Raw genomic sequence first — 25,229 nt, 5'->3', positions numbered from 1 at the left:
GAGTGAGGAGCACAGCGAGCCGCGCGAGTCCTCGCGGCTGGGGCTTCGACGGTCTTGGTCGTGGAAACACTCGCCTCGGATTGGCTCTCGCATAGCCGGTGGCTCTGCGAGTGTTCAGTCACTGACCACCAAGATGGTCGTATTTCGTGACAGTCAGTCCGAATTCCGAAGTAGCAGGTAGATCACGACTACCAGCAACATCACGTCCAATCCCGCGATCACGGCGAGCGGCGTGCCGAACCCCCACTGCCACGCCCACTCGCTGCCCCGGTCCTTCGCGTCCTTGTAAACCCATCTGCCGAGCGTCGCCCAGAGGACGAGCAGCGCGGCCAGCAGGAGCAGTTCGTCGCGGGCGACAGTGACGCCCGGCGGGAATTGATACGTCGGAATCTGTGCGACGGAGGGCATGGAGAGCATCGACGACCGCGTCTTCACGCGTCATTTATAAAAAACCGGAAGCGTTGGGTCGCCGTCGTTCGCGTGTGTTTCTCGCCTTCCGTCCCCGCGATGCCGACGCGTTCGAGGGGAACCCTTTTTGACCGGTCGGCGGGTACTCCGCGCCATGACCGAGTACACCGTCGAGTTCGTCGGCACCGGCGAGACGATCGAGGTGGCCGACACGGAGACGATCCTCAGCGCCTGCTTCGACGCGGGGATCGCCCAGGAGTACTCCTGTCGCGTCGGGATGTGTCTCGCCTGTTCCGCCGAGATCGTCGACGGCGAGGTGACCCAGCCCGCGGCCCGCGGCCTCACCGACGAGGAGGCGGAGAACTACGCGCTCACCTGTATGGCCCGCCCGCAGTCGGACCTCAAGCTCGACCGCGGCAAGTACCCGCCGAGCATCGAGAACGACGCGGCGACCCCCGCCGAGGACGGCGACGGCGCGGCCGCAGACGACGACTGAAGGGCTGAGCGTCACGTTTCGATCCCGTCGAAACCGCACTCCGTCAGCCGACGCCAGGCGAGACGCGGCGGGTGTCAGTCGAGTTCGGCTTCCAGCGCCCGATTGCGGTTCGTCGTGGGGACCTCCGAGTCGACGAGCTGTTGGCACGCGTCCACGAACGCGGCGTCCTGGATTTCGCCACAGAGGACGTGGGTGTCCGCCTCGGCGGTGACGTACACGTCGATCACGTCGCGGTCCGGGCGCGAGAGGAGGCTGTAGGCGGTGTTCCACCCGCCGATCACGAACACGGCCAAGAAGGCCGCGAGCCCGATTTCGCGCGGGGTCTCGACGCGTCCCTGATAGACGAGGAAGGCCGTCCCGACGGTGAGGACGAGCGAAAGGACGAGGAAGAACAGGCCGAGGAGCGTGTGGCGTCGAAGGCCGGCGTTCCGGTCGAACTCGACGCCCTTCACGTCGCCGACGGGAATCGACACCGGGGCGCTCTCTCCGGGCCGCGTGTACGTGAGTTCGCCGTCGGACGCGGCGAACACCGTCGTGTTCTCGGCGTCGACGACGTACTCGTCGACGTGCGCGTCCGTTTCGAAATCCAGTGTGGCCATCGGGTCTCGTGAAAACACCTCTCAGTCTCCATATACGTACCTTTCGTTACCTGTCTGACCTCCTGAGGATTTCGCTCGCCGTGTATCCGCCGTCCCGTCCGCACACTCACAATGCGATCGCGACGGCGTTGAACAGGAGAAGCGAGCTGACGGGCGCGCTCAGGGCGCTCGCGACGGCCCACCAGGGGTGTTCGCGACGGAGCCGTCCGGCGAGCCCGTATGGCACACCCAGTCCGACCGTGAGCGCGAGGAACATCGCGACGTTCCTGCCGAGTTCGGCGGCAGCACCCGGATATCCGCCGGGCGTCCCCATCGTCGCGAGGAAGCCGACGAAGGTCGCGACGGAGACGGCCAACGCGCCCCAGGCGGCCAAAAGCGCGAGTTCCCACCAGACGGCGGCGCGGCCGAGTCCGACGTACGCGACCAGCGCGATCGCGAGCGGGACCGCGAGGAGGGCGAAAAGCTGGAGGTTCGTGCTTCGCAGGGGGGGACCCGAGAACGTTTGCGACGAGGAGGGCGGCACCCAAGAGGACCAGTCCCGTCAGGACGAGCGATACCGTCCGGCTATCGAGCGTTCGCGTGGAGGGACTCATGGGCCAAACTCCCTGCCGAGACGGTATATACTTTTTCCGAATCGTTCGGTGCGGGTCGAAAAGACGGTTCCGCCCCGTATTCAGTACGGCACCGCGTACAGCGCGACCGCGAGGAACGGGATCAACGCGATCAGCATCGCGATGGCGTAGCCGAACATCTCCCGCGCCCTGACGTTCGTGATCGCGAGCAGCGGCAGCGCCCAGAACGGGTTCAACAGGTTCGTGTGCGCGTCGCCGACCGCGTACGCGATGGTGGCCTGTCCGTACGGGACGCCGAGCTCCTGTGCGGCCTGAAGCACCGACGGGCCGACGACGAGCCACTCGCCGCCGCCCGAGGGGACGAACAGGTTGGCGACGGAGCCGACGATCCACGCGATCACTGGGTACGTCGCCGCCGTCGACACGTCGAGCAGTCCCTCGGCGAGCAGCAGCGCCAGCCCGGAACTGGCCATGATCCCCTGGATGCCGGCGAAGAAGGGGAAGAGCAGGACGATGCCGGCCGCCGCGCCGGCCGCCTCGTTGAACCGGTCGCGGTAGTACGCCGGCCGCTGGTAGATCAGCAGGCCGGCGAAGAGGAACCCGAAGTTGACCGCGTTCAGCGTGAACGCGTTGAGTCCCTGTCCGGCGAACTGGACCGCGAGGATTGCGACGCCCGACAGCGCGACCAGCCCGCCGATGACACGGCTGTTGTTCATCCGCTCGGCGGGGACGTCGTCGACCGCCGCCGGCGGCTCGTCGACCGGATCGGACGCGTCGGCGGCGTCGGTGCCTCCATCCGCCGCTGAGTCGAACAGCTCCGCCTCGTCGACGTACTCGGTGATCCCCTTCGCTCGCTCCCCCGACGGCGCGAGGACGTACAGCACGGCGCTCGCGAAGAGGATCGAGAGGACCGTGAGCGTGAGCGCGTACGGGTGGAAGATGGTCTCGGCGGCCGGTACCGTCGACGTGAGGAACTCGAAGCCGGTCCCCTCGCCGATGTTGTTCGCGTCGGTCAACTGGAGCGGCGCGGACCCGGAGATGCCCCAGTGCCACGTCAGGCCGAGCCCCATGTATCCGGCGACCGCGAGCAGCGGGTAGTGGACCGTGATCCCCTTGCGGTGCGCGACTTTCCCCATCTCGCGGGCGAAGATGGCCCCCATGATGAGGCTGAAGCCCCAGTGGACCCACGCCAGCGACATCGAGATGAACCCGACGAACGCGGCGGCCTGCGCGCCGGAGTTCGGGATTTCGGCGAGCCGCTGGAGTATCGCGTTCACCCGCGGGTGGTACGCGATGACGAACCCGGTCATCAGAATGAGCACCATCTGCATCGAGAATCCGAGGAACGCCCAGAAGCCGCCGTACCAGAACTCCAACAGTTCCACCGGTCCCGAGTCGGTCGCCAGCAGCCCGGCCCCGTAGACGAGATACGTCAACAGAATGGCGAAGACGAACGGACTCGGCATCCACCGTTCGACGATCTCCGATATTCGGAACCCGACACGTTCGATGACGCCGGCCTCGCTACTGGCTGCCATACCGTCCGTATCCAGTATCACACATTATAAATAATGGGATACGGTCGCGACTGCCGACAGGTCGTCGAGCGCTGTCGGCCGCGGAGGGTGGCGGTGTCGGCCGCGGAGGGCGGCGGATGCCGGCGGCCGACGTGGCGTCCTCACTCGACTCGCTCGAACCGGTGTCGGACAACGTCCGCGTCGTCGTCCCACTCGAAGTTCCCGCCGTGGGCTCGGACCATCCGCTCTTTGTACGCCGAAAGCGACGGCGACCCCTCGCGTTTCGCGTCCTCGTCGGTCATGTCGCCGAGCTTCCGCTCCGTCACCTCGGTCAGTTCGAAGGCGACGCCGTCGATCTCGAAGGTGTCGCCCGCGTCGCCGTACCGGTTCCCGCGATGTAGCTGTGTCACCTCGCCGTCGAGGGCCGCCTGCTTCACGCGGTCGTTCGGCAGCAGGTCGGCCGGATCTGCGTCGGACATGTGACTCCGTTCGGGCCGCGACGGCTTATGCGCGGCGGCGGGGATCGGTCGGTCGGGTCGTCGGTTTCCCGGCGGCTCGGGGCCGAGTTACGGATCTCGAAACCGCCGCCTCGGCGGTGTACACATCTGTGAACATCGGTTTCGCGGTCCGAGCCGAGGGATTCAAGATACTGCCGATACCGTTCTCGGATGATGCGACAGGACCACCTCATCACCGCGACCCAGCTCTCGCGGGATGACATCGAGACCGTACTCGACCGGGCCCGAGCGGTCGCCGACGACCCGGCCGCCTACGCGGACCGGCACGCCGGCCGCGTGCTCGCGCTCTGTTTCTTCGAGCCGAGCACGCGCACCCGGATGAGCTTCGACAGCGCGGCCAAGCGCCTCGGGATGAACACCATCGACATGGGCGACGTCGACTCCTCGTCGGTCTCGAAGGGGGAGTCGCTGTCGGACACCGTCCGCGTCATCGAGGGGTACGCGGACGCCATCGTCCTCCGGCACCCGAGCGAGGGCGCGGCGACGCTGGCCGGCGAGCGCGTCGACGTGCCCGTGGTCAACGCGGGCGACGGCGCGGGCCAGCACCCCTCCCAGACGCTCCTCGACCTCCACACCATCCGCGAGGACCACGGGCTCGACGACCTGACGATCGGGATCATGGGCGACCTGAAGTACGGGCGGACGGTCCACTCGCTGGCGGCCGCGCTCACCGAGTTCGACGCCAACCAGCACTTCATCAGCCCCGAGTCGCTGCGGCTCCCGCGGTCGGTCCGGTTCGACCTCCACGAGACGGGCGCGCAGATCCGCGAACACGAGGAGATAGAACCCGTTCTGGACGAACTCGACGTGCTGTACGTCACCCGGATCCAGAAGGAGCGGTTCCCGGACGAGAACGAGTACCACCGCGTCGCCGGCGAGTACCGGATCGACGCCGAGACGCTCGAGGCAGCCGACGACGACCTCACCGTGATGCACCCGCTCCCGCGCGTCGACGAGATCGCGCCCGACGTCGACGAGGCGGACCACGCGCGCTACTTCCAGCAGGCGCACAACGGCGTCCCGGTCCGGATGGCGCTGCTCGACACGCTGCTTGAGAACGCGAATCCCGACGGCGACGAGGGGACGGGGGTGGACCGATGAGCGAGCACGAGCTCCGCGTCTCGAAGATCCGCGACGGCACCGTCATCGACCACGTCGAGGGCGGGCAGGCGCTGAACGTCCTCGCGATACTGGGTATCGACGGCTCCGAGGGGTTCGGCGTCTCGGTGGGGATGAACGTCCCCTCCGACCGCCTCGGGCGCAAGGACATCGTGAAGGTCGAGGACCGAGAGCTGTCGCAGTCGGAGGTGGACGTGCTGTCGCTCATCGCGCCCGAGGCGACGATCAACATCGTCCGCGACTTCGAGGTCGTCGAAAAGAACCGCGTCACCCGACCGGACACCGTGACCGGCGTACTCTCCTGTCCGAACCGCAACTGTATCACCAACGCCGACGAGCCGATCGAGACCCGGTTCGACGTCGTCGCCGACGGCGTGCGCTGCGACTACTGCGCGACGATCCTCCGCGCGGACATCGCCGAACACATCGACGTCTGAGGGGGGCTTCCGTGCCGTGCGGACTCATCCCACGGTCCGCGACCGCCTCGCACTCCGGTAGATTTTAGCGCCCGCCGGCCGACGTGAGAGGTATGAGCAAGAAAGCAAAGCTCGNCCGCTCAGAGATGTGTATAAGAGACAGGGGTCGTCACGCGCAACGCCGACGAGGTCGAGATGGAGCCGTTCGACCTCGGCTTCTACGAGGTCAAAGACGTCACGGGCCGCGCGGCCGAGCCGCTGCCGAACGCCGTGAACATGGTGTCGTGTTTCGGCGACAACGCCGCCGCGAGCGAGAACGAGGACCTCGTCCCGGTCGACGAGCGCGGCGAGCCGGCGACCCGCGACCGCGACTACTTCGACTGGGCGTACATCTGCCCGACGCACCCGGAGTACCGCGAGGGACTGCTTGAGATCATCGCGGACTGCGCCGCCGAGAACGGTGACGTGCGCTTAGACGACGTGGGGTTTCCGCGAGAGGGGTTCTGTCACTGCGACCGCTGTGAGCGCCTGTTCGCCGAGAGCGACCGCGACGAGTTCGCCGACTGGCGCGCCGACGTCATCTCCGAGTTCGTTGCCGAGGCGGCGGAGCTAATCCCCGGTCGGCTCCTCCTCACGCTGTATCCCGACCCCTATCCCGACCACCTCTACGAGCGCGCCGGCCTCGACCTCGACCGGCTCGCGGAGCACGTCGACGAGTTCGTGGTCCCGCTGTACGACACGGAGTACGCGACGACCTACTGGCTGGAGACGATCGCTCGCGGCTTCCGATCGCGGCTCGGGGGCGACTACGACATCCACGGCGCGCCGCCGGAGACGCCGTTCTCGCTGGAGCTGTACGCCGTCGCCGTCGACGTCGACGACCTGATCCACGCGACCGAGGTCGCCGAGACGTACGCGAAGGACGTGTTCTTCGGCTACGACGCGAACAACGCGGCCGCCGCGGTCCGCCGGAAGGACGCCGACTCGCGCGACGGCGAGGTTCACCGGCCGGAGTGAGTCGACCGGACCGAACGCCGACCGGACCGCTCGCGGCGACGTGAACGAGGGTTTATACGTGGGGCCGGCACACCTGTACTCGACCGGCCGCCGGCGTGCGACACAAACCGGTCGTCTCGCGTTCGCGTGAGGCGGCCGCCTTTCAACGTCCGCGCCGTAGCGGCGGTCGTTCTATAGTCGTGAGCCGCCGGCTCGCCGCTCTCTTCGGCCTCGTTGAAACCGATACAGCGACCGCGATACTGTATTTAAATTGAGCGAGAGACGGCAATAACCGCTTATAAAATCGGGGCGGTGGCGCGTGCCTGCGAGCGTGCCGCCGGAGGCGGCCGCGAGCCAGCACGCGCGAGGGAGTCGGCGGCGACCATCGGGAGCCGCCGACGAGGATGGGGAGGCGTGAGGCTGTGCGGTGCGGGGGCGGGACTCGAAGGGGCAGTCGCGAGGACGCCGCAGGTGAAGTAAGGACCACAACGAGGGAGCGTAAGCGACCGAGTGAGGACCGCAACGAGCGTGCGGCGTCCTCGCGGCTGGGGCTTCGGTGGTGTCCGTGTCGATCGACAGTTTATAAGAATCCACTGCGTCGTACGGCCGAGCGGCCGGGGCTTCGACGGTGTTCGCGGCCGATGCCCCGTCGACTACCCCGTAAACCGCCGACCCCGATCAGTGAACCGTGCGGTCGTCGCTCGTGTCGATGTCCTCTCGCGGCTCCGCGTTGCCGAACTCGGGGGCCGGCCCGTCGCCCGACTCGGCCCAGTCGACCGCGTTCCGGAGGACCTGCCGGACGTCCTCGTCGTGGTAGATCGGGTACGTCTCGTGGCCCGGTCGGAAGTAGAACACCTTCCCGCTCCCGCGGCGGTAACAGCAGCCGGAGCGGAACGTCTCGCCGCCCTCGAACCAGGAGGTGAAGACGAGCGTGTCGGGCGCGGGAATATCGAAGCGCTCGCCGTACATCTCGGCCTCCTCCAGTTCGATGGCCTCGCCGATCCCGTCGGCGATCGGGTGGCTCGGCTCGATCGTCCACAGCCGCTCGCGCTCGGCGGCCTCGCGCCACTTCAGCGAACAGCTGGTTCCCATCAGACGCTTGAATAGCTTCGAGTAGTGCGCGGAGTGGAGGACGATGAGCCCCGTCCCGTCGAGGACGCGCTCGTGGACCCGGTCCACGACCGCGTCGCGCACCTCGTCGTGAGCGGCGTGGCCCCACCAGACGAGCACGTCGGTCTCGTCGAGAACGGCGTCGGTGAGCCCGTGCTCCGGTCCCTCGTCGAGGGTCGCGGTGCGGACCTCGTGGCCGCCCTCCCGGAGCGCGTCGGCGACGACGGCGTGGATCCCGTCGGGGTAGACGTCGGCGACGACGTCGCTCTCGCGCTCGTGCCGGTACTCGTTCCAGACCGTGACGCGTGCCATACGCCGCGTGGACCGCGGAGGGACTTGAGGGCTCGCCCCCGCGGCCGCGGACTGATCGGAGGATTCGCGGGTCGACCGGAAGATAATCGTCGCTCGCGTGAAACGACGAGATATGGCAGGTCCCCGCCAACTGTACCGCCGCGCCGACGACTGGGCGCGCGGGCTCTCCAGACTCCGGTACGCGCTCTTCACGGGCGTCGTGGTAGTCGCGTCGGTCCTCGCCGTCGGCGTCGCCCTCGGCACGTCGACGACGGTTTACGCGTTCTCGATGGGCGTGACGATGGCCCTCATCTACTACGTGACCGACCCCAACTCGACCGACGACGACTGACCGCCGGAGACGGCTCCGGTCGGCCCCGCCGCCCGCTCAGACGGTCGCTTCGACGTCCGCCAGCTGGCGGGCGAGGAACTCCGCGATGGAGACGTCTTCCTCTTCGACGAACCGGGCGAGTTCCTCGCCGTCCGCGTCCTCGACGACGACCGTCGGAATCAGTTCGACGTCGTACTCGTCGACGTACTCTCCCTCCTTGCCGTTCGGTCCCTTCACGACCGGGTACGCCTCGACGCGGTCGTCGGGGACGCCGGCGGCCGCGAGCGCGGCACCGAACTCGGGCAGCTGTCGCCGGCAGTCGCCGCACCAGTCGCCGCCCCACACCTTGAACGCGTAGTCGTCGGCCGCCAAGGCGTCGAGGACAGATTCGTCGAACGCGTCCGCGCCGAGGTCGTCGGCGGGCGCGAGCGTTTCGAGCGTCATACCAGACCGTTCGTCTCCGAGGCACGTAAACGGCGCGTCGGTGGCAAACAGCGTTCGGCAGGTCGTTCGCCGTGATTCATTCGCTCGCTGCGACTGAGACCTCCGAAGCCCCAGCCGCGAGGCGGACAGACGCTCGTTGCGCGCCTCACTCGTTCGCTTCGCTCACTCGTTGCGGTGCTTACGTCGCCTCTGTCCGCCTCGCGGCTGCCCCTTCGAGTCCCGCCCGGCACCGCAACCGCACCTCACGCCTCCCCAGCCTCGTCAGTCGCCCTCGCTTCGCTTCGGGCGACTGACTCCCTCGCGCGTGCTGGCTCGCGGCCGCCTTCGGCGGCACGCTCGCAGGACGCGCCACCTCACGCCTCCCGATGAATTCCCGACGAATCTGTGCTCGCTTCGCCCGACATCCCTTGCCGGAGTCCGCGGGGCCTTTTGCCCGCGACCGCCACCGTAGAGCAAATGGACGACGACATCCTGTCGACGCTCGGCTCGCCGCTCGTGCGGGTCGACGCGCCCGCGGGGACGACGGTGGCCGCCAAAGTCGAGTCCCGGAACCCGGGCGGCTCGGCGAAGGACCGCCCCGCCCTGTACATGATCGAGGCGGCCGAGGAGGCGGGCGAGATCGAACCGGGCGACCGCATCGTCGAACCGACCTCCGGCAACACCGGCATCGGGCTCGCGATGGTCGGCGCGGCGCGCGGCTACGACGTCACGCTCGTCATCCCGGAGGGGAAGTCGATCGAGCGCCGCCGGCTGATGAAGGCGTACGGCGCGACCGTCGAACTCGTCGACGGCGACATCTCGGACGCGAAGGACCGCGCGGACGAACTCGAAGGAGAGCCGAACACCGTCCAACTCCGCCAGTTCGAGAACCCAGCCAACCCCCGCGCCCACTACGAGACGACCGGCCCGGAGATCCTCGATCAGGTCGGCGACCGCACCGTCGACGCGCTCGTCGCCGGCGTGGGGACCGGCGGCACGCTCTCCGGGATCGGTCGCCGGCTCCGCGAGGCGTTCCCGGACGTCCGTATCGACGCGGTCGAACCGTCGGACAACGCCGTCCTCTCCGGCGGCGACCCGGGCAACGACGACTTCCAGGGGATGGGACCGGGGTTCGTCGCGCCGAACCTCGATGTCGACCTGATCGACGAGGTCCACACCGTCGACCTGGCGGACGCCGAGGTCGAGTGCCGCCGCCTCGCCCGCGAGGAGGGGATTCTGGTCGGCCAGTCGTCGGGTGCCTCGAACCTCGCCGCGAGGGACGTCGCGGCCGAACTGCGCGAGACCGGCGCGTTCGCCGGCGAGGAACCGCTCGTGGTCACCGTCTTCTGGGACAGCGGCGAGCGCTACCTGACGGCCGGCACCTTCGACGGGTGACCCGCCCCCGGCGGCCCCAGCGGGCCCAGTGCCCTCAGCGGCCCCGAGCGCGACCGCCAGCGACGCCCGCCGCCACCCGGCCGTTGATTAGCGTCCGGCGCTCAGTTCGCACATGAACACCCGCGCGGAATCGGCGACCGAGCCGCCGGAAGGCGACCCGACCGGTTCGTCGGGCGCTCCGGACCGTCGCTTCGACGGCCCGTGGCTCGCCGCGCTCGCGGCGACGGTCGTCGTCTGGACGGTCCTGTACGCGATCGACTCGGCGTTCCTGACGCCCGAGACCCCGGCCGGGGCGGCCGTCGCCTTCGCGCACGGCTACCTGCTCGCGCCGCTGGCGACCGCGACGCTGCTGCTCGACGCGCTCTCGCTCGCGGAGCGCCGCGTCGTCGACCTCGGCGTCTTCAAGTGGCTCTACGCGCTCGCCGCGCTGCCCGCGCCGCCGGTCGCGGTCCTCTACTACGCGCACCGCGAGTGGCTGAAACCCGGCGATCCGGACCTCCTCGGAGGGCCCTGATGGTCGCGGACGACCCGTTTGACAGACCGTCCGAGACCCCCTCCGAGCCCACCTCCGGGACCGACGCCGCCGGAACGGTCGAGTCGCTCGTCACGGCCCCCGAGGGCGGTGCCCCGCCGGTCCGCCGCGACGCGACAGAGATCTGTCCCGACGGCGTCGAGGGCGACCGCTACCGGCGCGGCGACGGCCACTTCCAGCTCGACGGCTGCGCGGTCACGCTCGTCGCCGCGGAGGCGCTCGCCGCGGTCCGCGAGGAGACCGGCGTCGACCTGACCGGCGGTCGCCACCGCCGGAACGTCGTCGTCGAGGGGTTCGGACCCGGAATGGATCCCCTCCTCGACGCGACCGTCGCGGTCGGGAACGCGGTCTTGCGACCGACTCGCCGTCGACCGCCGTGCGCGCACGTCGAGGATCTCGCGGGCGAGGACGGGCTGGCGTCGGCGCTCCGGGACCGCGGCGGGCTCTGCTGTGACGTGATCGAGCCAGGCCGCGTCGCGGTCGGCGACCCGGTGACGGTCCGCGAGGCCGACCCGCGGACCGCCGGCGCGGCCATCGCGGAGCGACTGGCGGAGCGAGGCCGGGCCGCGGACCGGGAGTGAACCCGCGGCCGCTCGCCGGGAGAGGACGGTTTATCCGAGTCGCGCGCGACGACGGAGACGAGACGTGAGCCTCGCAGTCGACGCCCCCGGCCGTATTACGCGAGCCACCCTCCGATCGCCGAGCCGGCGGGTCCGCGCGGCGGGGAGCGAAGTGCGGCCGGGGACGCGGAGGCGCGAGTCGGCGTGAACTGGCGCTACCGGCACACCGTGTTGACGCTGTGTATGCTCGCCTTCTTCGTGACGTACTTCGCCCGGCTGGCGATCAGCCCGGTCGTCCCCCTCATCATCGACGACTTCGGGGTCTCGAACACGGCGGTCGGCGTCGCGCTCTCCGGGATGTGGTTCGCGTACGGGCTCTCGCAGTTCCCGAGCGGAATCCTCGCCGACCGGCACGGCGAGCGTCGCGTCATCCTCGTCGCGGTCGGTGGGACCACGGCGATGAGTCTCTTGCTCGCCCTCGTGCCGGTCTTCCCCGCCTTCGTGCTGGCGGCGGTGCTGCTGGGGCTCGCCGCGGGGCTTCACTACGCGGTAGCGACCACGCTCCTCTCGCGGACGTTCGACGACCTCGGCACCGCGGTCGGGCTCCACTCGCTCGGCGGCCCGCTCGCGGGGCTGATCGCCCCCGTCGCCGCGACGTGGGTCGGCGTCCGGTACGGCTGGCGGCCCGGGGTCGCGCTGGCCGCGGTCGTCGGCGTCCCCGTGTTCGTCCTGTTCGCGCGTCGCGTCCGCTCGACCGAGCCGAGACGCCCGGACCAGCCGATGTCGGAGCGGCTCCGACTCGGGCCGCTGCTCGAACTGCTCGGGCGGCGGGAGATACTGGTCCCGCTCGCGGTCGCGACCCTCGGCACGTACGTCGCGCAGGGCGTCATCTCCTTCCTCCCGACGTTCCTCGTGGAGTTCCGGTCGTACACGCCCGCGTTCGCCGGCGGCGTCTTCTCCGCGTTCTTCGTGGTCCGCGCGGGCGCGCAGGTCGGACTCGGGCGACTCTCTGACCGGGTCGGCCGCGACGCGAGCATCGCGGCGGCCCTCCTCGGCGGGGCGCTCGGGCTCGCCGGGCTGGTCGCGCTCCCCGACCTCGTCCGGCTCCCCCTCGCGGTCGGACTACCGGCGGTTCCCGAACTCGCCGCGCTCGGAGCGGTCGTGTTCCTCGCCGGCCTCGGGTCGAGCTTCTTCTCGGCCATCGACCCCCGGTTCATGGACGCGCTCGGCGACGCGGAGCGCGGGGCGGGCTTCGGCCTGATCCGGACCGTCTACACGGTGATCGGGTCGGCCGGGTCCGTCGGCGTCGGACTCGTCGCCGACCTGTTCGGGTGGGGAGCCTCGTTCCTCGTCATCGCCGGACTGGCCGGGGTCGCGTTCCTCGTCACCGTCGTGAACGCGCTCGCGAGCGAGCGGCGGTAGCCGGGGTCACCCGACGTACCGTCGCCTCGTCGTGCGCTCGCCGTCGCTGTCGTACACGGTGACCACGTCCCCCTCGTCGTCGAGCGCGGGGCCGCTCCGCCCGAGGTAGTGGTGGCCGGGCGCGTCGCTCCCGTCGCCGACGTGGACCGTCAGGGTCTCGTCGGGGTCCAGCGTCGCGTCCGGGAGGTCGTCCCGCTGGCCGCCGAAGTCGATCGCGTAGCCGGCGACCTCGATCCGCTCGGCGGCGGCGTTCCTGAGCGTCACCGACTCGTCGACGCTGTCCCCGCTGTCCGTCTCGCCAACGTCGCTCCCCGGTCCCGCGTCGATCGCGTCGATCACGAGACCGTCCGGGGCCGCCTCCGACGCGAACGCCGTGATGTCGGCGAGGGTGTACCCCTCCGTCGCCGTCGGTTGCGGGAGACTCGGCTCCCACCCGTCGGGCGCGGCGTTCGGGTAGGCGGTCTCGTCGGCCGCCAACAGTCCGATCAGGGTCTCCGCGACGATCCGGCTCCCGACCGCGCCCAGCCGCTCGCCGTCCTGCTGGTGCTCCGCCTCGGCGAGGACGTAGTACCACAGCGGGGACTGGGGGTCAGCGCCCCGCCCGTGGGCCCGGAGCGTCTCCATGATCGCCGAGTCCTCGCCGAACGCCTCGTTGCGGATCGGGTCGTGCCCCATCCGCTCGGCGACGTCCTGGCCTGAAGCTAGTCCGAGCGCCGTCCCGCGTCGGAGGTTCCTGACGGCGAGCGACGAATCACCCGCGATCGGCAGGTCGAACAGCGCCGGCGCGAGGCGCGGCTCGATCTTCCGACCGCGCTGGTAGTCGCCGTCGCCGGTGTCCAGCAGCCGAGACCAGTCGACCACGAGGTCGCTCGGGACCGGGCGACCGCCGCGCAGGGTAGGGTCGTCTCCGGGCCCGGTCGGGAACAGCGGCACCTCCCCGACCTCGTCGTTGACCCCGAAGGCGTGGCGGATCATACTGTGGCCGAACCGGTACGCGGCACCGCCGAACTCGACCGGAATGGCCGGCGTCCGCCCGGGCGGAAGGAAGTGTCGCCGCCCGTTCTCCTCGATGTCGGTCAGGACGTAGCGGTCGCAGACCCGCGGGAGGAAGTCGTGCCGCACGACCCACTGGTAGTGCCACCGGACGAGTCGCTGTGCGGCCTCGAGGACCGACTCGTCGTCCTCGACGAGCCACGAGCCGGGACCGAGCAGGTGGTCGACGACACGGTTGTGGAAGTTCACGAACGCGAGCATGAGCTGCGAGACGACGACGTTCTCGTCGTTGCGAGGGTCGCCGATCAGCGCCGTCCCCTGCTCGTTCCGCTGGAGGTCCGTCCCCGGAAGCCCGGAAACGCCCCCGTCGTCCGGAGCCCCCGCTTCCCCGGTGAGCAGCTTCCGCTCGTCCGTCTCGTGGTCGTAAAGGAACGGCGCTGCCTCCGCGTTGGTCCGGTACAGCGAGTCGAGGTCGAGCGCCGGCGTCCGGAAGTTACGCAGCGCCGCGGGGTCGTTTCGTCGGTCGATGTCGGAGGTCGGGTCGAACGTGATGTCGTGGTCGACGAACTGTCCGAAGATCCCGTAACCGGCCGGAGTGTCGGCCTCACCGACCGGGTCGTCGGCCGACTCCATCATCGGCGCGTCCGCCTTCCCGTCGGTCCCTCCGAGCGTGCGGAGCAGCTCCTCGTCCGGGTCGTACGGGTCCAGCTCCGGGAACTGCGTGTGGAACCGGTGGCTCTTGACCGGGCCGGCCGCCGTACACGCGGCGTCGTTCATCCCGCGGTGTTCGACCCCGCCGTGGAGCGTGACGCGCCGCGCGTTTACCGTGAGCCGGAGGGCCGTCTCCCCCTCCTCTGGCCGCCTCCGGTCGCGGACCGCCTCCTCGGTGCCGCCGCGGGCCGGGTTCCGCACGGTGAACGAGACGTCGTCGACCTCGACGCCGCCGTCTGCTTCGACGACGAACTCCCCGTCCTCGCCGGTCGTCCAGTGCCCGATCGGTCCCCCGTCGTCGCCTCGCCGCTCTCCGACGACGACCCGGTGCGCCAGCGGCCGGGCGTCGCCGTCGACGAGCCGACAGCGTACCTCCCCCGTCATAACTGTGGGGTGATGTAACATACGTCAAGGAGAAAAAATTTTATAAATGAATTTTCAACGCGTTTTAGCGGAAGGAATTGCTGGTTGCGGTCGTCCGCGGCGGTCGGACCGTGGACTCGCGGCCGCCACGGTGTCGATCGGACGCCGGGCGGGACGGCGCGGTCCGGGGCCGTTCCCCGGCCGACCAGTACCTTCGAGTCGCACAGGGCCGAAGCGACGCCGTGTACGACTACCACGCCCACACGAACTACTCCGACGGGGCGTTCCTGCGGCGGATGGTCGAGGCCGCGGCCGACGCGGGACTCGACGGGATCGGCTTCGCCGACCACTTTGACATCCTCCCCCGAGCCGAGCGCGGAGCGGTACAAGCGCGCGCTCGGGTTCAACCTGGACCTGACCTACGAGCGACGCCGCGAGGCGATCGAAGCGGTCCGCGCGGACGCGGACTTCGATATCGACGTGTTCGACGCCGCGGAGATGGACTACGACCCCGCCCACGAGACGGCCATCGACGAGTTTCTCGCTGACGCCGGCTTCGACTACGCCGTCGGCAGCGTCCACGGCCTCGACGGCGCGAACGTCCACACGCGCTCGCACTTCGCCGACAAGCCGGAGTCGGAGCGCCGAGAGCTGGTGGACCGGTACTTCGGGAAGCTCGTCGCGCTCGTCGAGTCGGAGCTGTTCGCGATCGCCGCGCACCCGGACCTGATCGAGCGCAACCCGCACCTCCGCGGGTTCGCGACCGAGGACCACTACGCCGCGGTCGCCGACGCCTTCCGGGGCTCGCGGACCGTCCCGGAGATCAACGCCGGCCGCCTGCTCGCCGACTACGCAGAGTTCCATCCGGCTCCCGCCTTCCTCGACCGACTCGCCGACGCCGGCGTCGACGTGACCGTCGGGACCGACAGCCACGAGCCGGACGAGATCGCCCCCCGACTACGAGAGATCGAGGCTGAACTCGACCGCCGGGGTTCGGGGCCGGTCCGATTGGACGGGATCGTCGCGGACGCGTGAGATGTTCGACGCGAATAGAGCGGAGAGGACCCGTTGAATCCCCGTTCTTCAGACACGTTTCCGTTTAAAATAAACGTTCGACGGAAATCGCTTATTGAGAAACGGTTTGAGTAGTCATCGTTTTCAGCCGATAGTTTCCTCGTCTCTGACAGTATGTCGAATAGTTAGCTCTTTTGGCGGGTGTGTAAACTTGACTTCCGCGTCGTACGCTATCTGCCCCTCGCACTCGGGAACATCTGTGTTTTCGTGTGAATCGGAGGGGCCAAAATCGATACGAGCCGTCATATCCGCGTGATCTCGATCGCTTTCTCCGACGCCAGTCTGAGTTTGTATGTATAATCTATCAGCGACTCGCGGGACTGCGATGTTCCCCTCTACCTCTATTCGTGTCCCGTCCTCTGACTTACCCGCTATTGTTGCCGATTCATTCGGGGTATCACTACAGCTCCGATTCCGGGGGTTAATGCTCCTCGATACAACTTCAGGCGTGGTCATCGTCGAGAAGTCAGCCAAACAGCCTGCCAAGCTACCAATACCAACGGTCCCGAGTAGCGAGAGGAGGGCTCTCCGGCGCATATCATACCATTCTCTCGGATTGATAAATACATTCTCCTGATTTCAGGTACCTGTACTGAGCGAGATGTGGATTCCCTGTATTGAGGGGTCAAGGCCGTACAATGCTATTAAATGCTAAGGATTCCAAGAAAAATTCCTCCCGTTTGGCGTCGCCTTACGCTTCGTCGAACTGCGGAAATCAAAGATTTCCGCGCTTGACTTCGGCTTACGCCTCGTCAAACAACGTCTCGCCCTCGACCATGTGCTCCTCGACGGTGTCCATGTCGAGCGTGACGCCGAGGCCGGGCTTCTCCGGGACCTCGATGTAGCCGTCCTCGATGACGTCCTCCTCGACGAGGTCCTCCCACCAGCCCAGTTCGTAGGAGTGGTACTCGATCGCGAGCGAGTTCGGGATCGAGGTACCGACGTGGGCCGCCGCCATCGTCGCGACCGGGGAGGCGACGTTGTGCATCGCGACCGGGACGTAGTACTGGTTCGCCACGTCCGCGATCTTGCGGGTCTCGCGCATGCCGCCGACCTTCGGCAGGTCGGGCGCGACGATGTCGACCGCCTGGTTCTCGATGAGGCGGCGCAGCTCCGTGACGCGGTAGCGGTTCTCGCCGACCGTGATCGGCGTCGTCGTGCTCTTCGTCACTTCCTCCTGAACTTCGAGGTTCTCCGGCGGGACGGGGTCTTCGAGCCACCACACGTCGTAGTCCTCGATGGCGTCCGCGAGGCGCTTCGCGGAGCCGCCGGAGAACGTCCAGTGGCAGTCGAAGGAGACGTCCGCCTTGTCTTTCACGCGCTCGGTGACCTTCTCGACGATCTCCGCCTTGTGGCGGATCTCGCCGGGACGGAGGTGGCGGTTCGCGCGGTCCTTCTCGAAGCCCGAGGGGACGTCGAGGTCGAACTTCAGCGCGTCGTAGCCGAGTTCGTCGACGACGCGCTCGGCCTCGTCGGCGCACGCCTCCGGATCGGCCTCCTCCTCGGTGTGGCAGTCGCAGTAGACGCGCATCTCGTCGCGGTACTTGCCGCCGAGCAGCTGGTAGGCGGGCACGTCGAGGATCTTCCCGGCCACGTCGTGGAGCGCGACCTCGATGCCGGAGATGGCCGTGACGGTGACGCCCTCGACGGAGCCCTCGCCGGACATCTTCTGGATCAGGTGCTCGTAGAGGCGGTCGATGTCGAGCGGGTTCTCGCCGATCACGAACGGCTTCATCCGCTCGATGAGTTCGGGGACGCCGGCCCCCCAGTACGCCTCGCCGGTGCCGACGACGCCCGCGTCGGTGTAGACGCGGACGAGGGTCCACGGGAAGTTCCCGTCGACCATCGTCGTCTGAACGTCCGTGATCTCGACGTCGCGGTCGCCGCCGCGGGTCGCCGTGGTCCCCATCGTCTCGGCGGAGAGCTCCCGCATCGTGTACTCCGCGTTCGGGTCGTGAAGCGACTCGTAGTTCCGGCTCATGACCGGTGATTCATTCGGAACAGGGTAAACGTTTACCTTCGCGCGTCACACGGCCCGAACAGGTGGCTTTTCATCCCCGTGCGCGCAAGGGATGGCATGGTCGAAATCACGGATTCCCTCGCGTGTCTGTACACGGGTCGGGTGGAATCCCGTGGCGACGAGTACGTCGTCACGGTACCCGCCTCCGAGATTGAACACGGAAGCGTCAGCGTCGGCGACACGTATCGGATCGCCGTCCTGGACCGCGACGGTCCGGTGGCCGAAGGATCGGCGGAGGCGGGCAACGAGGAGTCGTCGGCCGTCCCCGACGCGACGGGCGGCTCCGCCGGGACACCGTCCGACGACGGCCAGCGGCCCACCTCTCGCGGCGCGGCCGGCGCGGTCCAGCCGGACCCGCCCGTCTCCGAGGGGGAGGTCCGCGACGTGACGATCGAGACGCTCGGCGACAAGGGCGACGGGATCGCCAAGATCGAGCGCGGCTACGTCGTCATCGTCCCCGACGCCGAACCCGGCGAGGAGCCGACCGTCGAGATCACGAGCGTCCGCGAGAACGTCTCGTTCGCGAACGTCATCGAGGAGTAACGCCCGGTCGCGGGGCGGTCGTTCCGGCCGCTCCGGTCGGTCGCGTCAGTTCCGCCTTTCTTCAGTTCGGCGGGTCGCTTCGCGAGAACAGCGCCCGGAGGTTCGACGCCGAGAAGAACGAGGACGGCTCGTCCATGTGGACGCCGATCTCGCCCGAGAGCGCCCGGAGGCCGAGCCGCTGGACGGGCTCCGGCAGCGAGTAACACCGACGGATCGCCTTCCCCAGCCGGATCTCCGTCGATAGCTCCTCGCGCCACCCGGACTCGTAGTCGGCGAGCGTCGACGGGTCGCGGGGGTCGATCGCGGCCGCCGCGACGTCGGCCGCGCGCATCCCGTACAGGATGCCGCCGCCGGTGAACGGCTTCGTCTGCGCGGCGGCGTCGCCGATCAGGAAGCCGCGGTCGCTCGTCGTCCGCGCCGGCGGGCCGATCGGGATCGCGCCCGAGCAGCGCCGGTCCGTCGTCGCGCCGTACGCCTCGGTGAGCCGGTCGAACCGCGCCGAGACGTCCTCGCTCGGCGGGGTCGCCAGCCCGTACTCGACGCCGGCGTCGCCGCGGGGGATCCGCCACGCGAAGAACGTCGGCGCGGTGAGGTGGACGTCGACGAGGTCGCCGGCGTCGGGCGCGCCGTCGAACCCGAGGACGCCGTGGAGCAGTTCGTCCGGCTCCGGGAGGTCGAGCGCGCGCCGGACGCGCGAGGTGGGGCCGTCGCAGCCGGCGATCATCCGCGCCTCGACCTCCTCGACCTCGTCCGCGGGCGTCCGGACCTCGACGACGACCCGGTCGGAGCGCTCCTCGACGCCGACGACCGTGTGGTTCTCGCGCACGTCCGCGCCGGCCTCGCGCGCGCACTCGGCGAGGGTGCGGTCGAGTCCGACGCGGTCGATCACGTTCGAGACCGGCTCGCGCTTGTAGAAGGGATACGCCCGCGAACCGGCCCCGTCGACGTGGAAGCGCGCCCCGTACACGCGGTTCTGGAGGAGTTCGTCGCGGGCGTCGTCCGGGACGTACTCCCACACGTCGTCGGAGACGTGCCCGGAGCAGGCGAGCGGCTCGCCGACCGTCCCCTTCTCGAAGGCGACCACGTCGCGGCCGGCCTCGGCCGCGCGCCGGGCGAACCGGGAGCCGGGCGGGCCCGCGCCGACGACGACGAAATCGTACATGGTGAGAGCGTGGTGACGCGGACTTATAATTACGCCTGGCTTACGCCGACTTCGATCGCCTCACTCCGCCTCCGTCCGCCTCACTCGCCGCTACTCCGAGTCCTCGCGCGTCCCCAGCCACTCCAGCGCGGCGTCAAGGTCGGTCCGGGGCGGCGAACAGGTGAAGTCCTGACAGACGTATGCCGTCGGCTCGTCGTCGGTCGCGCTCCGGTCCGCCCAGATCGGCGGGGCCTCGGCCATGTCGAGGCGGTCGAGCCACTCGTCGAGGCCCGCCGCCGTGGCGGGGCGCGGCGCGACGAGCGCGTTCGGCAGGTACCGCTCGCCGAGGGTCTCGCGCCACTCGTCGGGCACCTCGTCGGCCGCGATCGTCACCTCGACCCCGCCCGTCTCGACGAGGTCGGCCGCCCGCACGAGCGAGGCGTGCGCCAGCGGTCCCCCGCGGATGCGGTCGGCGTGGGTCGTCACGACGCGCCGCGCGATCTCCCGGAACCGGCCGTCGGTCCGGAAGCCGTCGAGGAGCGCGAGCGTCTCGGCCGCGACGCCGAGGCTCGACGGCGTCGAGCGGTCGGTGAACTCCTGCGGCCGCGCGATGAGCGGCCCGGCGTCGTCCGTCTGTCCGCCGTCTCCCTCCGGGTCCCGCGTGAAGTAGATCGTCCCGTCGTCGGCGTCGTAGAACTCGTCGACGAGCGCCTCGGCCAGTTCGAGCGCGAACCCGAGCGGCTCCAGGTCGCCGGTCGCGGCGTAGGTGTCGAGCGCGCCGCGCGCGAGGAACGCGTAGTCGTCGAGGTAGCCCGGCCCCCGCACGTCGCCGTCGAGCCAACGCCGGGCGAGCGCGCCGGTCTCCGCGTCGGCGTCGTACAGCCGGTCGCGACAGAAGCCGAGCGCCTCGCGGGCGATGTCCGCGTACGGCTCGCCGAGCGTCCCCGCCGCGTCCGCGAACGCGGAGATCGCCCGCCCGTTCCACGAGGCGAGCACCTTCTCGTCGCGGGCGGGCCGCGGGCGCGACTCCCGCGCGTCGAACAGCGCGGTGCGCGCCTCGGTCAGCGCCTGTCGGACCGCCTCGGGCGACAGGTCGCGGTCGGCGGCGAGCTCCTCGACCGACGCGGCGGTCGTCGGGACGGTCGTGCCGCGTTCGAAGTTGCCGCCGGACCGGATCCCGTACCGCTCCGCGGCCAGCGACGCCGCGGGCTCGTCGAGGACGGCGTCGACCTCCTCCGGGGTCCAGACGTAGAACGCGCCCTCGACGTCCCCCGCTTCGTGACCGTCGTCGTCTCGGCGGCTCTCGGGCGGCCTGCTCCGCGCGTCGAGGGTGCTGAAGAACCCGCCGTCGTCGTGCCGGAGTTCCCGGTCGAGGAACGCGAGCGACTCGCTCGCGACCCGGGCGTACGCGGGGTCGCCCGCGAGCCGGTAGCCGTCGAGGTAGGCCATCGGTAGCTCGGCGTTGTCGTACAGCATCTTCTCGAAGTGGGGCACCGTCCACTCGCGGTCGACCGCGTAGCGGTGGAACCCCCCGCCGATCTGGTCGTACATCCCGCCGCGGGACATCCCGTCGAGCGTTCCCGCCGCGGCCGACAGGAGCGCGTCGCGGCCGCTCCGCGCGTACGCTCGCATGAGGAGGTCGATACGGCCGGGCATCGGGAACTTCGCGCCGCCGCTGCCGAAGCCGCCGTACTCGTCGTCGTAGCTCCGCAGCGCGGACGCGGCGGCCGATTCGAGCAGGTCGCCGCCGGGCGGCGAGGCGTCTCCCTCCCCGTCCGGACCCGGCGCGTCCGGCGTCGGGACCGACTCCAGTTCGTCGCGCGCGCTCTCTGCCCACTGGTCGGCGCGCCGCTTCATCTCCTCGCGCTGCTCGGGGTCGCTCCAGGAGTCGGCGATCCGCTCACAGAGGTCGCGGAAGCCGGGCTGGTTCTGCCGCGCCTCCGGCGGGAAGTACGTCCCGACGTAGAACGGCTTCCCCTCCGGCGTACACCACGCCGAGAGCGGCCAGCCGCCGCCGCCGGTGACCAGCTGGCAGACCGTCATGAACGTGCTGTCGACGTCCGGGCGCTCCTCGCGGTCGACCTTGATCGGGACGAACGAGTCGTTGATCACGCCCGCGACCGACTCGTCCTCGAAGCTCTCCTCGGCCATGACGTGACACCAGTGACACGAGGAGTAGCCGATGGAGACGAACACCGGCACGTCGTGCTCGCGGGCGCGCTCGAACGCCTCGTCGCCCCACGGCTGCCAGTTGACGGGGTTGTCCGCGTGCTGTCGGAGGTAGGGACTCGCCTCCCCGTCGAGGCGGTTCCGCTCGGTGGGCTGTGACATACGTCCGGTTCGGCCCGGCGGGGCAAAAGGCGTCCGCACCGGAACGAGCGACGGGGCACCGGCATTTATATCCACGAATACGCATAGAAATAGCCGAGAAGAGAGTAAGGTTTACACTACCGTGCGGACACGCGTCGGGCATGACGGAGACCGTACTCCTTGTGGGGGGCGGCGGCCGCGAACACGCGATCGCCCGCGCGGTGGCCGACGACTGCGCGCTGTACGCCTGCGCGAGCGTCCGCAACCCGGGGATCCGGCGGCTCGCGGACGGATTCGAGACGATCGACGAGACGGACGCCGACGCGGTCGCCGACTACGCGGCCGGGGTCGACGCCGACCTCGCGGTCATCGGTCCGGAGTCGGCGCTGGAAGCCGGCGTCGCCGACGCGCTCGACGACGCCGGCGTCTACGCGTTCGGCCCGCGGGCCGCGGAGGCGCGCTTGGAGACGGACAAGGCGTACCAGCGTCGGTTCATGGAGGAGAACGCGATCCCCGGCTGTCCCGACTACGAGGTGTTCGACGACACGGAGGCCGCCTGCGAGTACGTCGACGCGTCCGACGGCGACCTCGCGGTCAAGCCCGCCGGCCTGACCGGCGGGAAGGGGGTGAGGGTGATCGGCGATCAGGTGACGAGCGAGGAGGCGAAGGCGTACCTCCGCGACTCAGACTACGACCGCGTCGTCTTGGAGGAGCGGCTCGTCGGCGAGGAGTTCACGGTCCAGGCGTTCGTCGCGAACGGCGACGTGCGGACGACGCCCGCGGTCCAGGACCACAAGCGCGCCTACGAGGGCGACGAGGGGCCGAACACCGGCGGGATGGGATCGTACTCCGACACCGGCCGCTCGCTGCCGTTCATGGCCGAGGGCGACTACGACGCCGCCGTCGCGGTGCTGGAGGCGGTCGTCGACGCGCTCCCGGACTACACGGGCGTCCTCTACGGGCAGTTCATGCTCACCGACGAGGGACCGAAGGTCGTCGAGTTCAACGCCCGCTTCGGCGACCCCGAGGCGATGAACACGCTGCCCGTCCTCGACACGCCGTTCGTCGACGTGCTGGCCGCCGCGCGCGACGGCGACCCGCTGCCGGAGCTCGACTTCTCCGGCGAGGCGACCGTCTGTAAGTACGCGGTCCCCGACGGCTACCCGACGGACCCCGATTCGGGCGCGGCGATCGCCGTCGACGAGGAGAGCGTCGGCGACGCGCTCCTCTACTACGCGAGCGTCGACGAGCGCGACGGCGGGCTGTACACGACCACGTCGCGGGCGTTCGCCGTCGTCGGCCGCGGCGACTCCATCGCGGCCGCCGAGGCGCAGGCCGAGGACGCGCTGGCGGCCGCGGGCGACCGCGTCCGGATCCGCCACGACATCGGCACGGCCGACCTCGTCCAGCGCCGGATCGATCACATGGACGAACTCCGCGACTGAGCGCCCGTTTCCGGCATTCGATCGGGAGCGACCCTTTTATCCCCGCCGTCCGAACGGACCGACGTGACAACCGACGACGCGGACGCCGAGCGATCCCGGAGCGACCGTCTCGACCGCTTCCCGACGCCGGGGGCCCGCAACTCGCTGTGGTCGTGGCCCGACGCGAAGTCGCCGCTCGCGGTCGTCCGCAACTACGTCGTCATCGTCCTCGCCCGGATCTGCCCGAGCCTCCGGCTGAAGAACTGGCTGCTGGGGCGGATCGGCGTCACGGTCGGCGCGGGCGTCGCGTGGGGGTTAGAGTCGACGCCGGACGTGTTCTGGCCCGAGCGGATCACCGTGGGCGACGACGCGATAATCGGGTACGACGCCACCCTGCTGTGCCACGAGTTCCTCCGCGAGGAGTACCGCCTCGGCGACGTAGTCGTCGAGGAGGGGGCGATGATCGGCGCGGGGGCGGTCGTGCTCCCGGGCGTCACCGTCGGCGAGGGAGCGCGTGTCGCCGCGAACTCCCTCGTCGCGGACGACGTGCCGCCCGGCGCGACCGTCGCGGGGGTTCCGGCCGAGGTCGTCTCGCGGGCCGACGCGGCCGCGAGCGACGACTGATCGGCGGTCCGTCGTACCGCCGTCTGCGATTGCGTCTACGCCGCGTCCTCGCTCGCGTCGTCGCCGTCGGCCGCCGTCTCCTCCGCGTCCGTGATGTGCGCCTCTGTGCTCACACGCTCCAAGTCGACGCCGACCTCCTCGGCGACGGCGTCGAGGACGGCCCGCTGTTCGGCCATCTCGTTTTCGAGCGTCTTGACGCGCTCTGAGGTGTCTAGCACCGTCTCCTGCGTCTCGTCGACCTCGTCGCGGAGCTCGCTGATCTTCTTGTAGGTCCGTTCCGCGCGGTCGGCGAGCGTCTGGATCTTCTTGGCGGTGTCCCCGAATCCCATACCGGACGGTCGACCCGGCGATACGTGTGCCTTTCCGTTCGGTACGGGACCGCCTGCCGCGCGGTTCCCCGGCACGCGGCGCGGCCGACGGTGGACTTTTGCCCGACTCGCCCGTGAAACGGGTATGAGCGTCGACCGGATCCTGTTGACCAACGACGACGGCGTCGACGCCGCGGGAATACGAGCGCTGTACGACGCGCTCACGGAGGAGTACGCGGTGACCGTCGTCGCACCGGCCGCCGACCAGTCCTCGGTCGGCCGCCTGCTCTCCGAGGACGTCGCCGTCGACGACCACGGGCTGGGATACGTGGTCGACGGGACTCCCGTCGACTGCGTCGTCGCGGGGCTCGACGAGCTCGTCCCCGACGCGGACGCGGTCGTCGCGGGCTGTAACGAGGGAGCGAACCTCGGCGCGTACACCCTCGGGCGGTCCGGGACCGTCTCCGCCGCGGTGGAGGCCGCCTTCTTCGGCGTCCCGGCGGTGGCGACCTCGATGTACGTGCCCGGCGGCGACGACTGGTGGAAACGCGAGTTCGAGGGCGAGGACTTCGCGCACGCGGCCCGCGCGACGCGGTTCCTCGTCGACGAGGCGGTCGACGCGGGCGTGTTCGACCGCGCGGACTACCTCAACGTCAACGCGCCCATCGCGGACGCGGAGCGCGCGCCGATCCGCGTCACGACCCCCTCGACGTGGTACGGGATGCGCGCCGAGCGGAACGGCGACGGCCGCGTCGGCTTCTCTGACCCGATCTGGGGCCGAATGAACGAGGACGACGTGCCGGACCCGGTCGGTACCGACCGCCGGGCCGTCGTCGACGGCGAGGTCTCGGTGTCGCCGCTGTCGGTCCCGCACGCGGCCGAGCCGAACGCCGGGCTTGACGAACTGGTCGAGGCCTACGAGGCGGCCGTTCGGTCGTGAAAAAAGGGTCCTCGCGGCGCGTCTCCGCTCCGCCGCCGGGGTGCTACCCGTCGCCGCGCTACTCCTCGTCGCC

At 69.7% G+C, this 25,229-nt stretch carries 26 protein-coding genes and 1 pseudogene; 14 read left to right on the top strand and 13 right to left on the bottom strand.

Annotation, left to right across the window (positions count from 1 at the left end):
• Positions 1-153: 153 nt before the first annotated feature.
• On the bottom strand, positions 154-417 hold the full coding sequence (locus C472_RS11545) for a hypothetical protein (protein WP_006630020.1): 264 nt from the start codon (positions 415-417) through the stop codon (positions 154-156).
• A gap of 145 nt (positions 418-562) precedes the next feature.
• Between C472_RS11545 and C472_RS11540 the strand changes: the two genes are divergently transcribed.
• Entirely contained in the window at positions 563-904 is a 342-nt protein-coding gene (locus tag C472_RS11540) for a 2Fe-2S iron-sulfur cluster-binding protein (RefSeq protein WP_006630019.1), read from the top strand.
• Positions 905-978: 74 nt separating this feature from the next.
• Here C472_RS11540 and C472_RS11535 read toward each other — a convergent pair whose 3' ends face one another.
• The 4 genes from C472_RS11535 to C472_RS11520 form a co-directional block, all read right to left on the bottom strand.
• A complete protein-coding gene (locus C472_RS11535; RefSeq protein ID WP_006630018.1) occupies positions 979-1,503 on the bottom strand; it encodes a hypothetical protein in 525 nt (174 codons plus the stop codon).
• Positions 1,504-1,609: 106 nt separating this feature from the next.
• Complete coding sequence (locus C472_RS11530) at positions 1,610-2,026, bottom strand: hypothetical protein (protein WP_006630017.1); 417 nt, start codon at positions 2,024-2,026, stop codon at positions 1,610-1,612.
• A gap of 150 nt (positions 2,027-2,176) precedes the next feature.
• A complete protein-coding gene (locus tag C472_RS11525) occupies positions 2,177-3,613 on the bottom strand; it encodes a short-chain fatty acid transporter (protein ID WP_006630016.1) in 1,437 nt (478 codons plus the stop codon).
• Positions 3,614-3,753: 140 nt separating this feature from the next.
• A complete protein-coding gene (locus C472_RS11520) occupies positions 3,754-4,071 on the bottom strand; it encodes an ASCH domain-containing protein (RefSeq protein WP_006630015.1) in 318 nt (105 codons plus the stop codon).
• Between the two features lie 192 nt (positions 4,072-4,263).
• Between C472_RS11520 and pyrB the strand changes: the two genes are divergently transcribed.
• The 3 genes from pyrB to C472_RS11505 all read left to right on the top strand — a co-directional run bounded on the left by pyrB (position 4,264) and on the right by C472_RS11505 (position 6,662).
• Entirely contained in the window at positions 4,264-5,211 is a 948-nt protein-coding gene (gene pyrB, locus C472_RS11515) for an aspartate carbamoyltransferase (RefSeq protein WP_049906563.1), read from the top strand.
• Positions 5,208-5,666, top strand: a complete 459-nt coding sequence (gene pyrI, locus C472_RS11510; RefSeq protein WP_006630013.1) for an aspartate carbamoyltransferase regulatory subunit — start codon at positions 5,208-5,210, stop codon at positions 5,664-5,666. The genes pyrB and pyrI overlap by 4 nt, the downstream gene beginning before the upstream one ends.
• A gap of 174 nt (positions 5,667-5,840) precedes the next feature.
• Positions 5,841-6,662, top strand: coding sequence for a hypothetical protein (locus C472_RS11505; protein ID WP_006630012.1), 822 nt, complete (start codon positions 5,841-5,843; stop codon positions 6,660-6,662).
• A 657-nt stretch (positions 6,663-7,319) separates the two neighbouring features.
• On the opposite strand, the gene C472_RS11500 is transcribed toward C472_RS11505, so the two are convergent.
• Positions 7,320-8,063, bottom strand: a complete 744-nt coding sequence (locus C472_RS11500; RefSeq protein WP_006630011.1) for a ThuA domain-containing protein — start codon at positions 8,061-8,063, stop codon at positions 7,320-7,322.
• Positions 8,064-8,175: 112 nt separating this feature from the next.
• Between C472_RS11500 and C472_RS11495 the strand changes: the two genes are divergently transcribed.
• On the top strand, positions 8,176-8,394 hold the full coding sequence (locus C472_RS11495) for a hypothetical protein (RefSeq protein ID WP_006630010.1): 219 nt from the start codon (positions 8,176-8,178) through the stop codon (positions 8,392-8,394).
• Positions 8,395-8,430: 36 nt separating this feature from the next.
• Here the strand turns inward: C472_RS11495 and C472_RS11490 are convergent, their stop codons facing one another.
• Positions 8,431-8,817 carry a TlpA family protein disulfide reductase gene (locus C472_RS11490; protein WP_006630009.1) on the bottom strand — a complete coding sequence of 129 codons (387 nt, stop codon included), beginning with the start codon at positions 8,815-8,817 and terminating at the stop codon, positions 8,431-8,433.
• 456 nt (positions 8,818-9,273) lie between these two features.
• On the opposite strand from C472_RS11490, the gene C472_RS11485 reads away from it, so the two are divergent.
• The 4 genes from C472_RS11485 (at position 9,274) to C472_RS11470 (ending at position 12,705) form a co-directional block, all read left to right on the top strand.
• On the top strand, positions 9,274-10,191 hold the full coding sequence (locus tag C472_RS11485) for a PLP-dependent cysteine synthase family protein (RefSeq protein ID WP_006630008.1): 918 nt from the start codon (positions 9,274-9,276) through the stop codon (positions 10,189-10,191).
• A gap of 112 nt (positions 10,192-10,303) precedes the next feature.
• Complete coding sequence (locus C472_RS11480; protein WP_006630007.1) at positions 10,304-10,705, top strand: hypothetical protein; 402 nt, start codon at positions 10,304-10,306, stop codon at positions 10,703-10,705.
• Positions 10,705-11,304, top strand: a complete 600-nt coding sequence (locus tag C472_RS11475) for an MOSC domain-containing protein (RefSeq protein WP_006630006.1) — start codon at positions 10,705-10,707, stop codon at positions 11,302-11,304. The genes C472_RS11480 and C472_RS11475 overlap by 1 nt, the downstream gene beginning before the upstream one ends.
• A 183-nt stretch (positions 11,305-11,487) precedes the next feature.
• A complete protein-coding gene (locus tag C472_RS11470; RefSeq protein WP_049906560.1) occupies positions 11,488-12,705 on the top strand; it encodes an MFS transporter in 1,218 nt (405 codons plus the stop codon).
• Between the two features lie 6 nt (positions 12,706-12,711).
• Here the strand turns inward: C472_RS11470 and C472_RS11465 are convergent, their stop codons facing one another.
• Positions 12,712-14,793, bottom strand: a complete 2,082-nt coding sequence (locus C472_RS11465) for a peroxidase family protein (RefSeq protein WP_006630004.1) — start codon at positions 14,791-14,793, stop codon at positions 12,712-12,714.
• Between the two features lie 221 nt (positions 14,794-15,014).
• Between C472_RS11465 and C472_RS11460 the strand changes: the two are divergent.
• Positions 15,015-15,807 (top strand): annotated as a pseudogene (locus C472_RS11460) (PHP domain-containing protein).
• A 123-nt stretch (positions 15,808-15,930) separates the two neighbouring features.
• Here the strand turns inward: C472_RS11460 and C472_RS17035 are convergent.
• A complete protein-coding gene (locus C472_RS17035; protein ID WP_152420634.1) occupies positions 15,931-16,383 on the bottom strand; it encodes a hypothetical protein in 453 nt (150 codons plus the stop codon).
• Positions 16,384-16,588: 205 nt separating this feature from the next.
• Positions 16,589-17,827 carry a mandelate racemase/muconate lactonizing enzyme family protein gene (locus tag C472_RS11455; protein WP_006630002.1) on the bottom strand — a complete coding sequence of 413 codons (1,239 nt, stop codon included), beginning with the start codon at positions 17,825-17,827 and terminating at the stop codon, positions 16,589-16,591.
• A gap of 96 nt (positions 17,828-17,923) precedes the next feature.
• On the opposite strand from C472_RS11455, the gene C472_RS11450 reads away from it, so the two are divergent.
• Positions 17,924-18,409: a TRAM domain-containing protein gene (locus tag C472_RS11450; protein WP_006630001.1), complete on the top strand. Its 486-nt coding sequence runs from the start codon at positions 17,924-17,926 to the stop codon at positions 18,407-18,409.
• A gap of 61 nt (positions 18,410-18,470) precedes the next feature.
• On the opposite strand, the gene C472_RS11445 is transcribed toward C472_RS11450, so the two are convergent.
• Both C472_RS11445 and C472_RS11440 read right to left on the bottom strand, forming a co-directional pair.
• Entirely contained in the window at positions 18,471-19,571 is a 1,101-nt protein-coding gene (locus C472_RS11445; RefSeq protein WP_006630000.1) for a geranylgeranyl reductase family protein, read from the bottom strand.
• Positions 19,572-19,661: 90 nt separating this feature from the next.
• The gene (locus C472_RS11440; RefSeq protein ID WP_006629999.1) at positions 19,662-21,881 is read right to left on the bottom strand and encodes a thioredoxin domain-containing protein; all 2,220 of its coding nucleotides are present in this window, start codon (positions 21,879-21,881) and stop codon (positions 19,662-19,664) included.
• Positions 21,882-22,021: 140 nt separating this feature from the next.
• Here C472_RS11440 and purD point away from each other — a divergent pair, with 140 nt between their 5' ends.
• Together purD and C472_RS11430 are read left to right on the top strand one after the other, a co-directional pair.
• Complete coding sequence (gene purD, locus C472_RS11435) at positions 22,022-23,305, top strand: phosphoribosylamine--glycine ligase (RefSeq protein WP_006629998.1); 1,284 nt, start codon at positions 22,022-22,024, stop codon at positions 23,303-23,305.
• Positions 23,306-23,368: 63 nt separating this feature from the next.
• A complete protein-coding gene (locus tag C472_RS11430; protein WP_006629997.1) occupies positions 23,369-23,908 on the top strand; it encodes an acyltransferase in 540 nt (179 codons plus the stop codon).
• A gap of 35 nt (positions 23,909-23,943) precedes the next feature.
• Here C472_RS11430 and C472_RS11425 read toward each other — a convergent pair whose 3' ends face one another.
• On the bottom strand, positions 23,944-24,237 hold the full coding sequence (locus tag C472_RS11425; protein ID WP_006629996.1) for a DUF5798 family protein: 294 nt from the start codon (positions 24,235-24,237) through the stop codon (positions 23,944-23,946).
• 124 nt (positions 24,238-24,361) lie between these two features.
• Here C472_RS11425 and surE point away from each other — a divergent pair, with 124 nt between their 5' ends.
• Complete coding sequence (gene surE, locus C472_RS11420; protein WP_006629995.1) at positions 24,362-25,156, top strand: 5'/3'-nucleotidase SurE; 795 nt, start codon at positions 24,362-24,364, stop codon at positions 25,154-25,156.
• Positions 25,157-25,229 lie beyond the last annotated feature (73 nt).

This window comes from Halorubrum tebenquichense DSM 14210 (genome assembly GCF_000337415.1).
GTDB lineage: Archaea > Halobacteriota > Halobacteria > Halobacteriales > Haloferacaceae > Halorubrum > Halorubrum tebenquichense.
Note: the sequence above shows the minus strand (reverse complement) of the source record. Positions and strands in the feature narration are given on the sequence as shown.

Excerpts from the sequence above, each read along its gene's own strand:
- C472_RS11475 (WP_006630006.1), top strand. The coding sequence starts at position 10,705 with ATGGTCGCGGACGACCCGTTTGACAGACCGTCCGAGACCCCCTCCGAG.
- surE (WP_006629995.1), top strand. The coding sequence starts at position 24,362 with ATGAGCGTCGACCGGATCCTGTTGACCAACGACGACGGCGTCGACGCC.
- C472_RS11490 (WP_006630009.1), bottom strand. The coding sequence starts at position 8,817 with ATGACGCTCGAAACGCTCGCGCCCGCCGACGACCTCGGCGCGGACGCG.
- C472_RS11465 (WP_006630004.1), bottom strand. The coding sequence starts at position 14,793 with ATGACGGGGGAGGTACGCTGTCGGCTCGTCGACGGCGACGCCCGGCCG.
- pyrB (WP_049906563.1), top strand. The coding sequence starts at position 4,264 with ATGCGACAGGACCACCTCATCACCGCGACCCAGCTCTCGCGGGATGAC.
- purD (WP_006629998.1), top strand. The coding sequence starts at position 22,022 with ATGACGGAGACCGTACTCCTTGTGGGGGGCGGCGGCCGCGAACACGCG.
- C472_RS11535 (WP_006630018.1), bottom strand. The coding sequence starts at position 1,503 with ATGGCCACACTGGATTTCGAAACGGACGCGCACGTCGACGAGTACGTC.
- C472_RS11455 (WP_006630002.1), bottom strand. The coding sequence starts at position 17,827 with ATGAGCCGGAACTACGAGTCGCTTCACGACCCGAACGCGGAGTACACG.
- C472_RS11480 (WP_006630007.1), top strand. The coding sequence starts at position 10,304 with ATGAACACCCGCGCGGAATCGGCGACCGAGCCGCCGGAAGGCGACCCG.
- C472_RS11445 (WP_006630000.1), bottom strand. The coding sequence starts at position 19,571 with ATGTACGATTTCGTCGTCGTCGGCGCGGGCCCGCCCGGCTCCCGGTTC.
- C472_RS11520 (WP_006630015.1), bottom strand. The coding sequence starts at position 4,071 with ATGTCCGACGCAGATCCGGCCGACCTGCTGCCGAACGACCGCGTGAAG.
- C472_RS11545 (WP_006630020.1), bottom strand. The coding sequence starts at position 417 with ATGCTCTCCATGCCCTCCGTCGCACAGATTCCGACGTATCAATTCCCG.
- C472_RS11500 (WP_006630011.1), bottom strand. The coding sequence starts at position 8,063 with ATGGCACGCGTCACGGTCTGGAACGAGTACCGGCACGAGCGCGAGAGC.
- C472_RS11425 (WP_006629996.1), bottom strand. The coding sequence starts at position 24,237 with ATGGGATTCGGGGACACCGCCAAGAAGATCCAGACGCTCGCCGACCGC.
- C472_RS11440 (WP_006629999.1), bottom strand. The coding sequence starts at position 21,881 with ATGTCACAGCCCACCGAGCGGAACCGCCTCGACGGGGAGGCGAGTCCC.
- C472_RS11525 (WP_006630016.1), bottom strand. The coding sequence starts at position 3,613 with ATGGCAGCCAGTAGCGAGGCCGGCGTCATCGAACGTGTCGGGTTCCGA.
- C472_RS11505 (WP_006630012.1), top strand. The coding sequence starts at position 5,841 with ATGGAGCCGTTCGACCTCGGCTTCTACGAGGTCAAAGACGTCACGGGC.
- C472_RS11495 (WP_006630010.1), top strand. The coding sequence starts at position 8,176 with ATGGCAGGTCCCCGCCAACTGTACCGCCGCGCCGACGACTGGGCGCGC.
- C472_RS11540 (WP_006630019.1), top strand. The coding sequence starts at position 563 with ATGACCGAGTACACCGTCGAGTTCGTCGGCACCGGCGAGACGATCGAG.
- pyrI (WP_006630013.1), top strand. The coding sequence starts at position 5,208 with ATGAGCGAGCACGAGCTCCGCGTCTCGAAGATCCGCGACGGCACCGTC.
- C472_RS11450 (WP_006630001.1), top strand. The coding sequence starts at position 17,924 with ATGGTCGAAATCACGGATTCCCTCGCGTGTCTGTACACGGGTCGGGTG.
- C472_RS11485 (WP_006630008.1), top strand. The coding sequence starts at position 9,274 with ATGGACGACGACATCCTGTCGACGCTCGGCTCGCCGCTCGTGCGGGTC.
- C472_RS17035 (WP_152420634.1), bottom strand. The coding sequence starts at position 16,383 with ATGCGCCGGAGAGCCCTCCTCTCGCTACTCGGGACCGTTGGTATTGGT.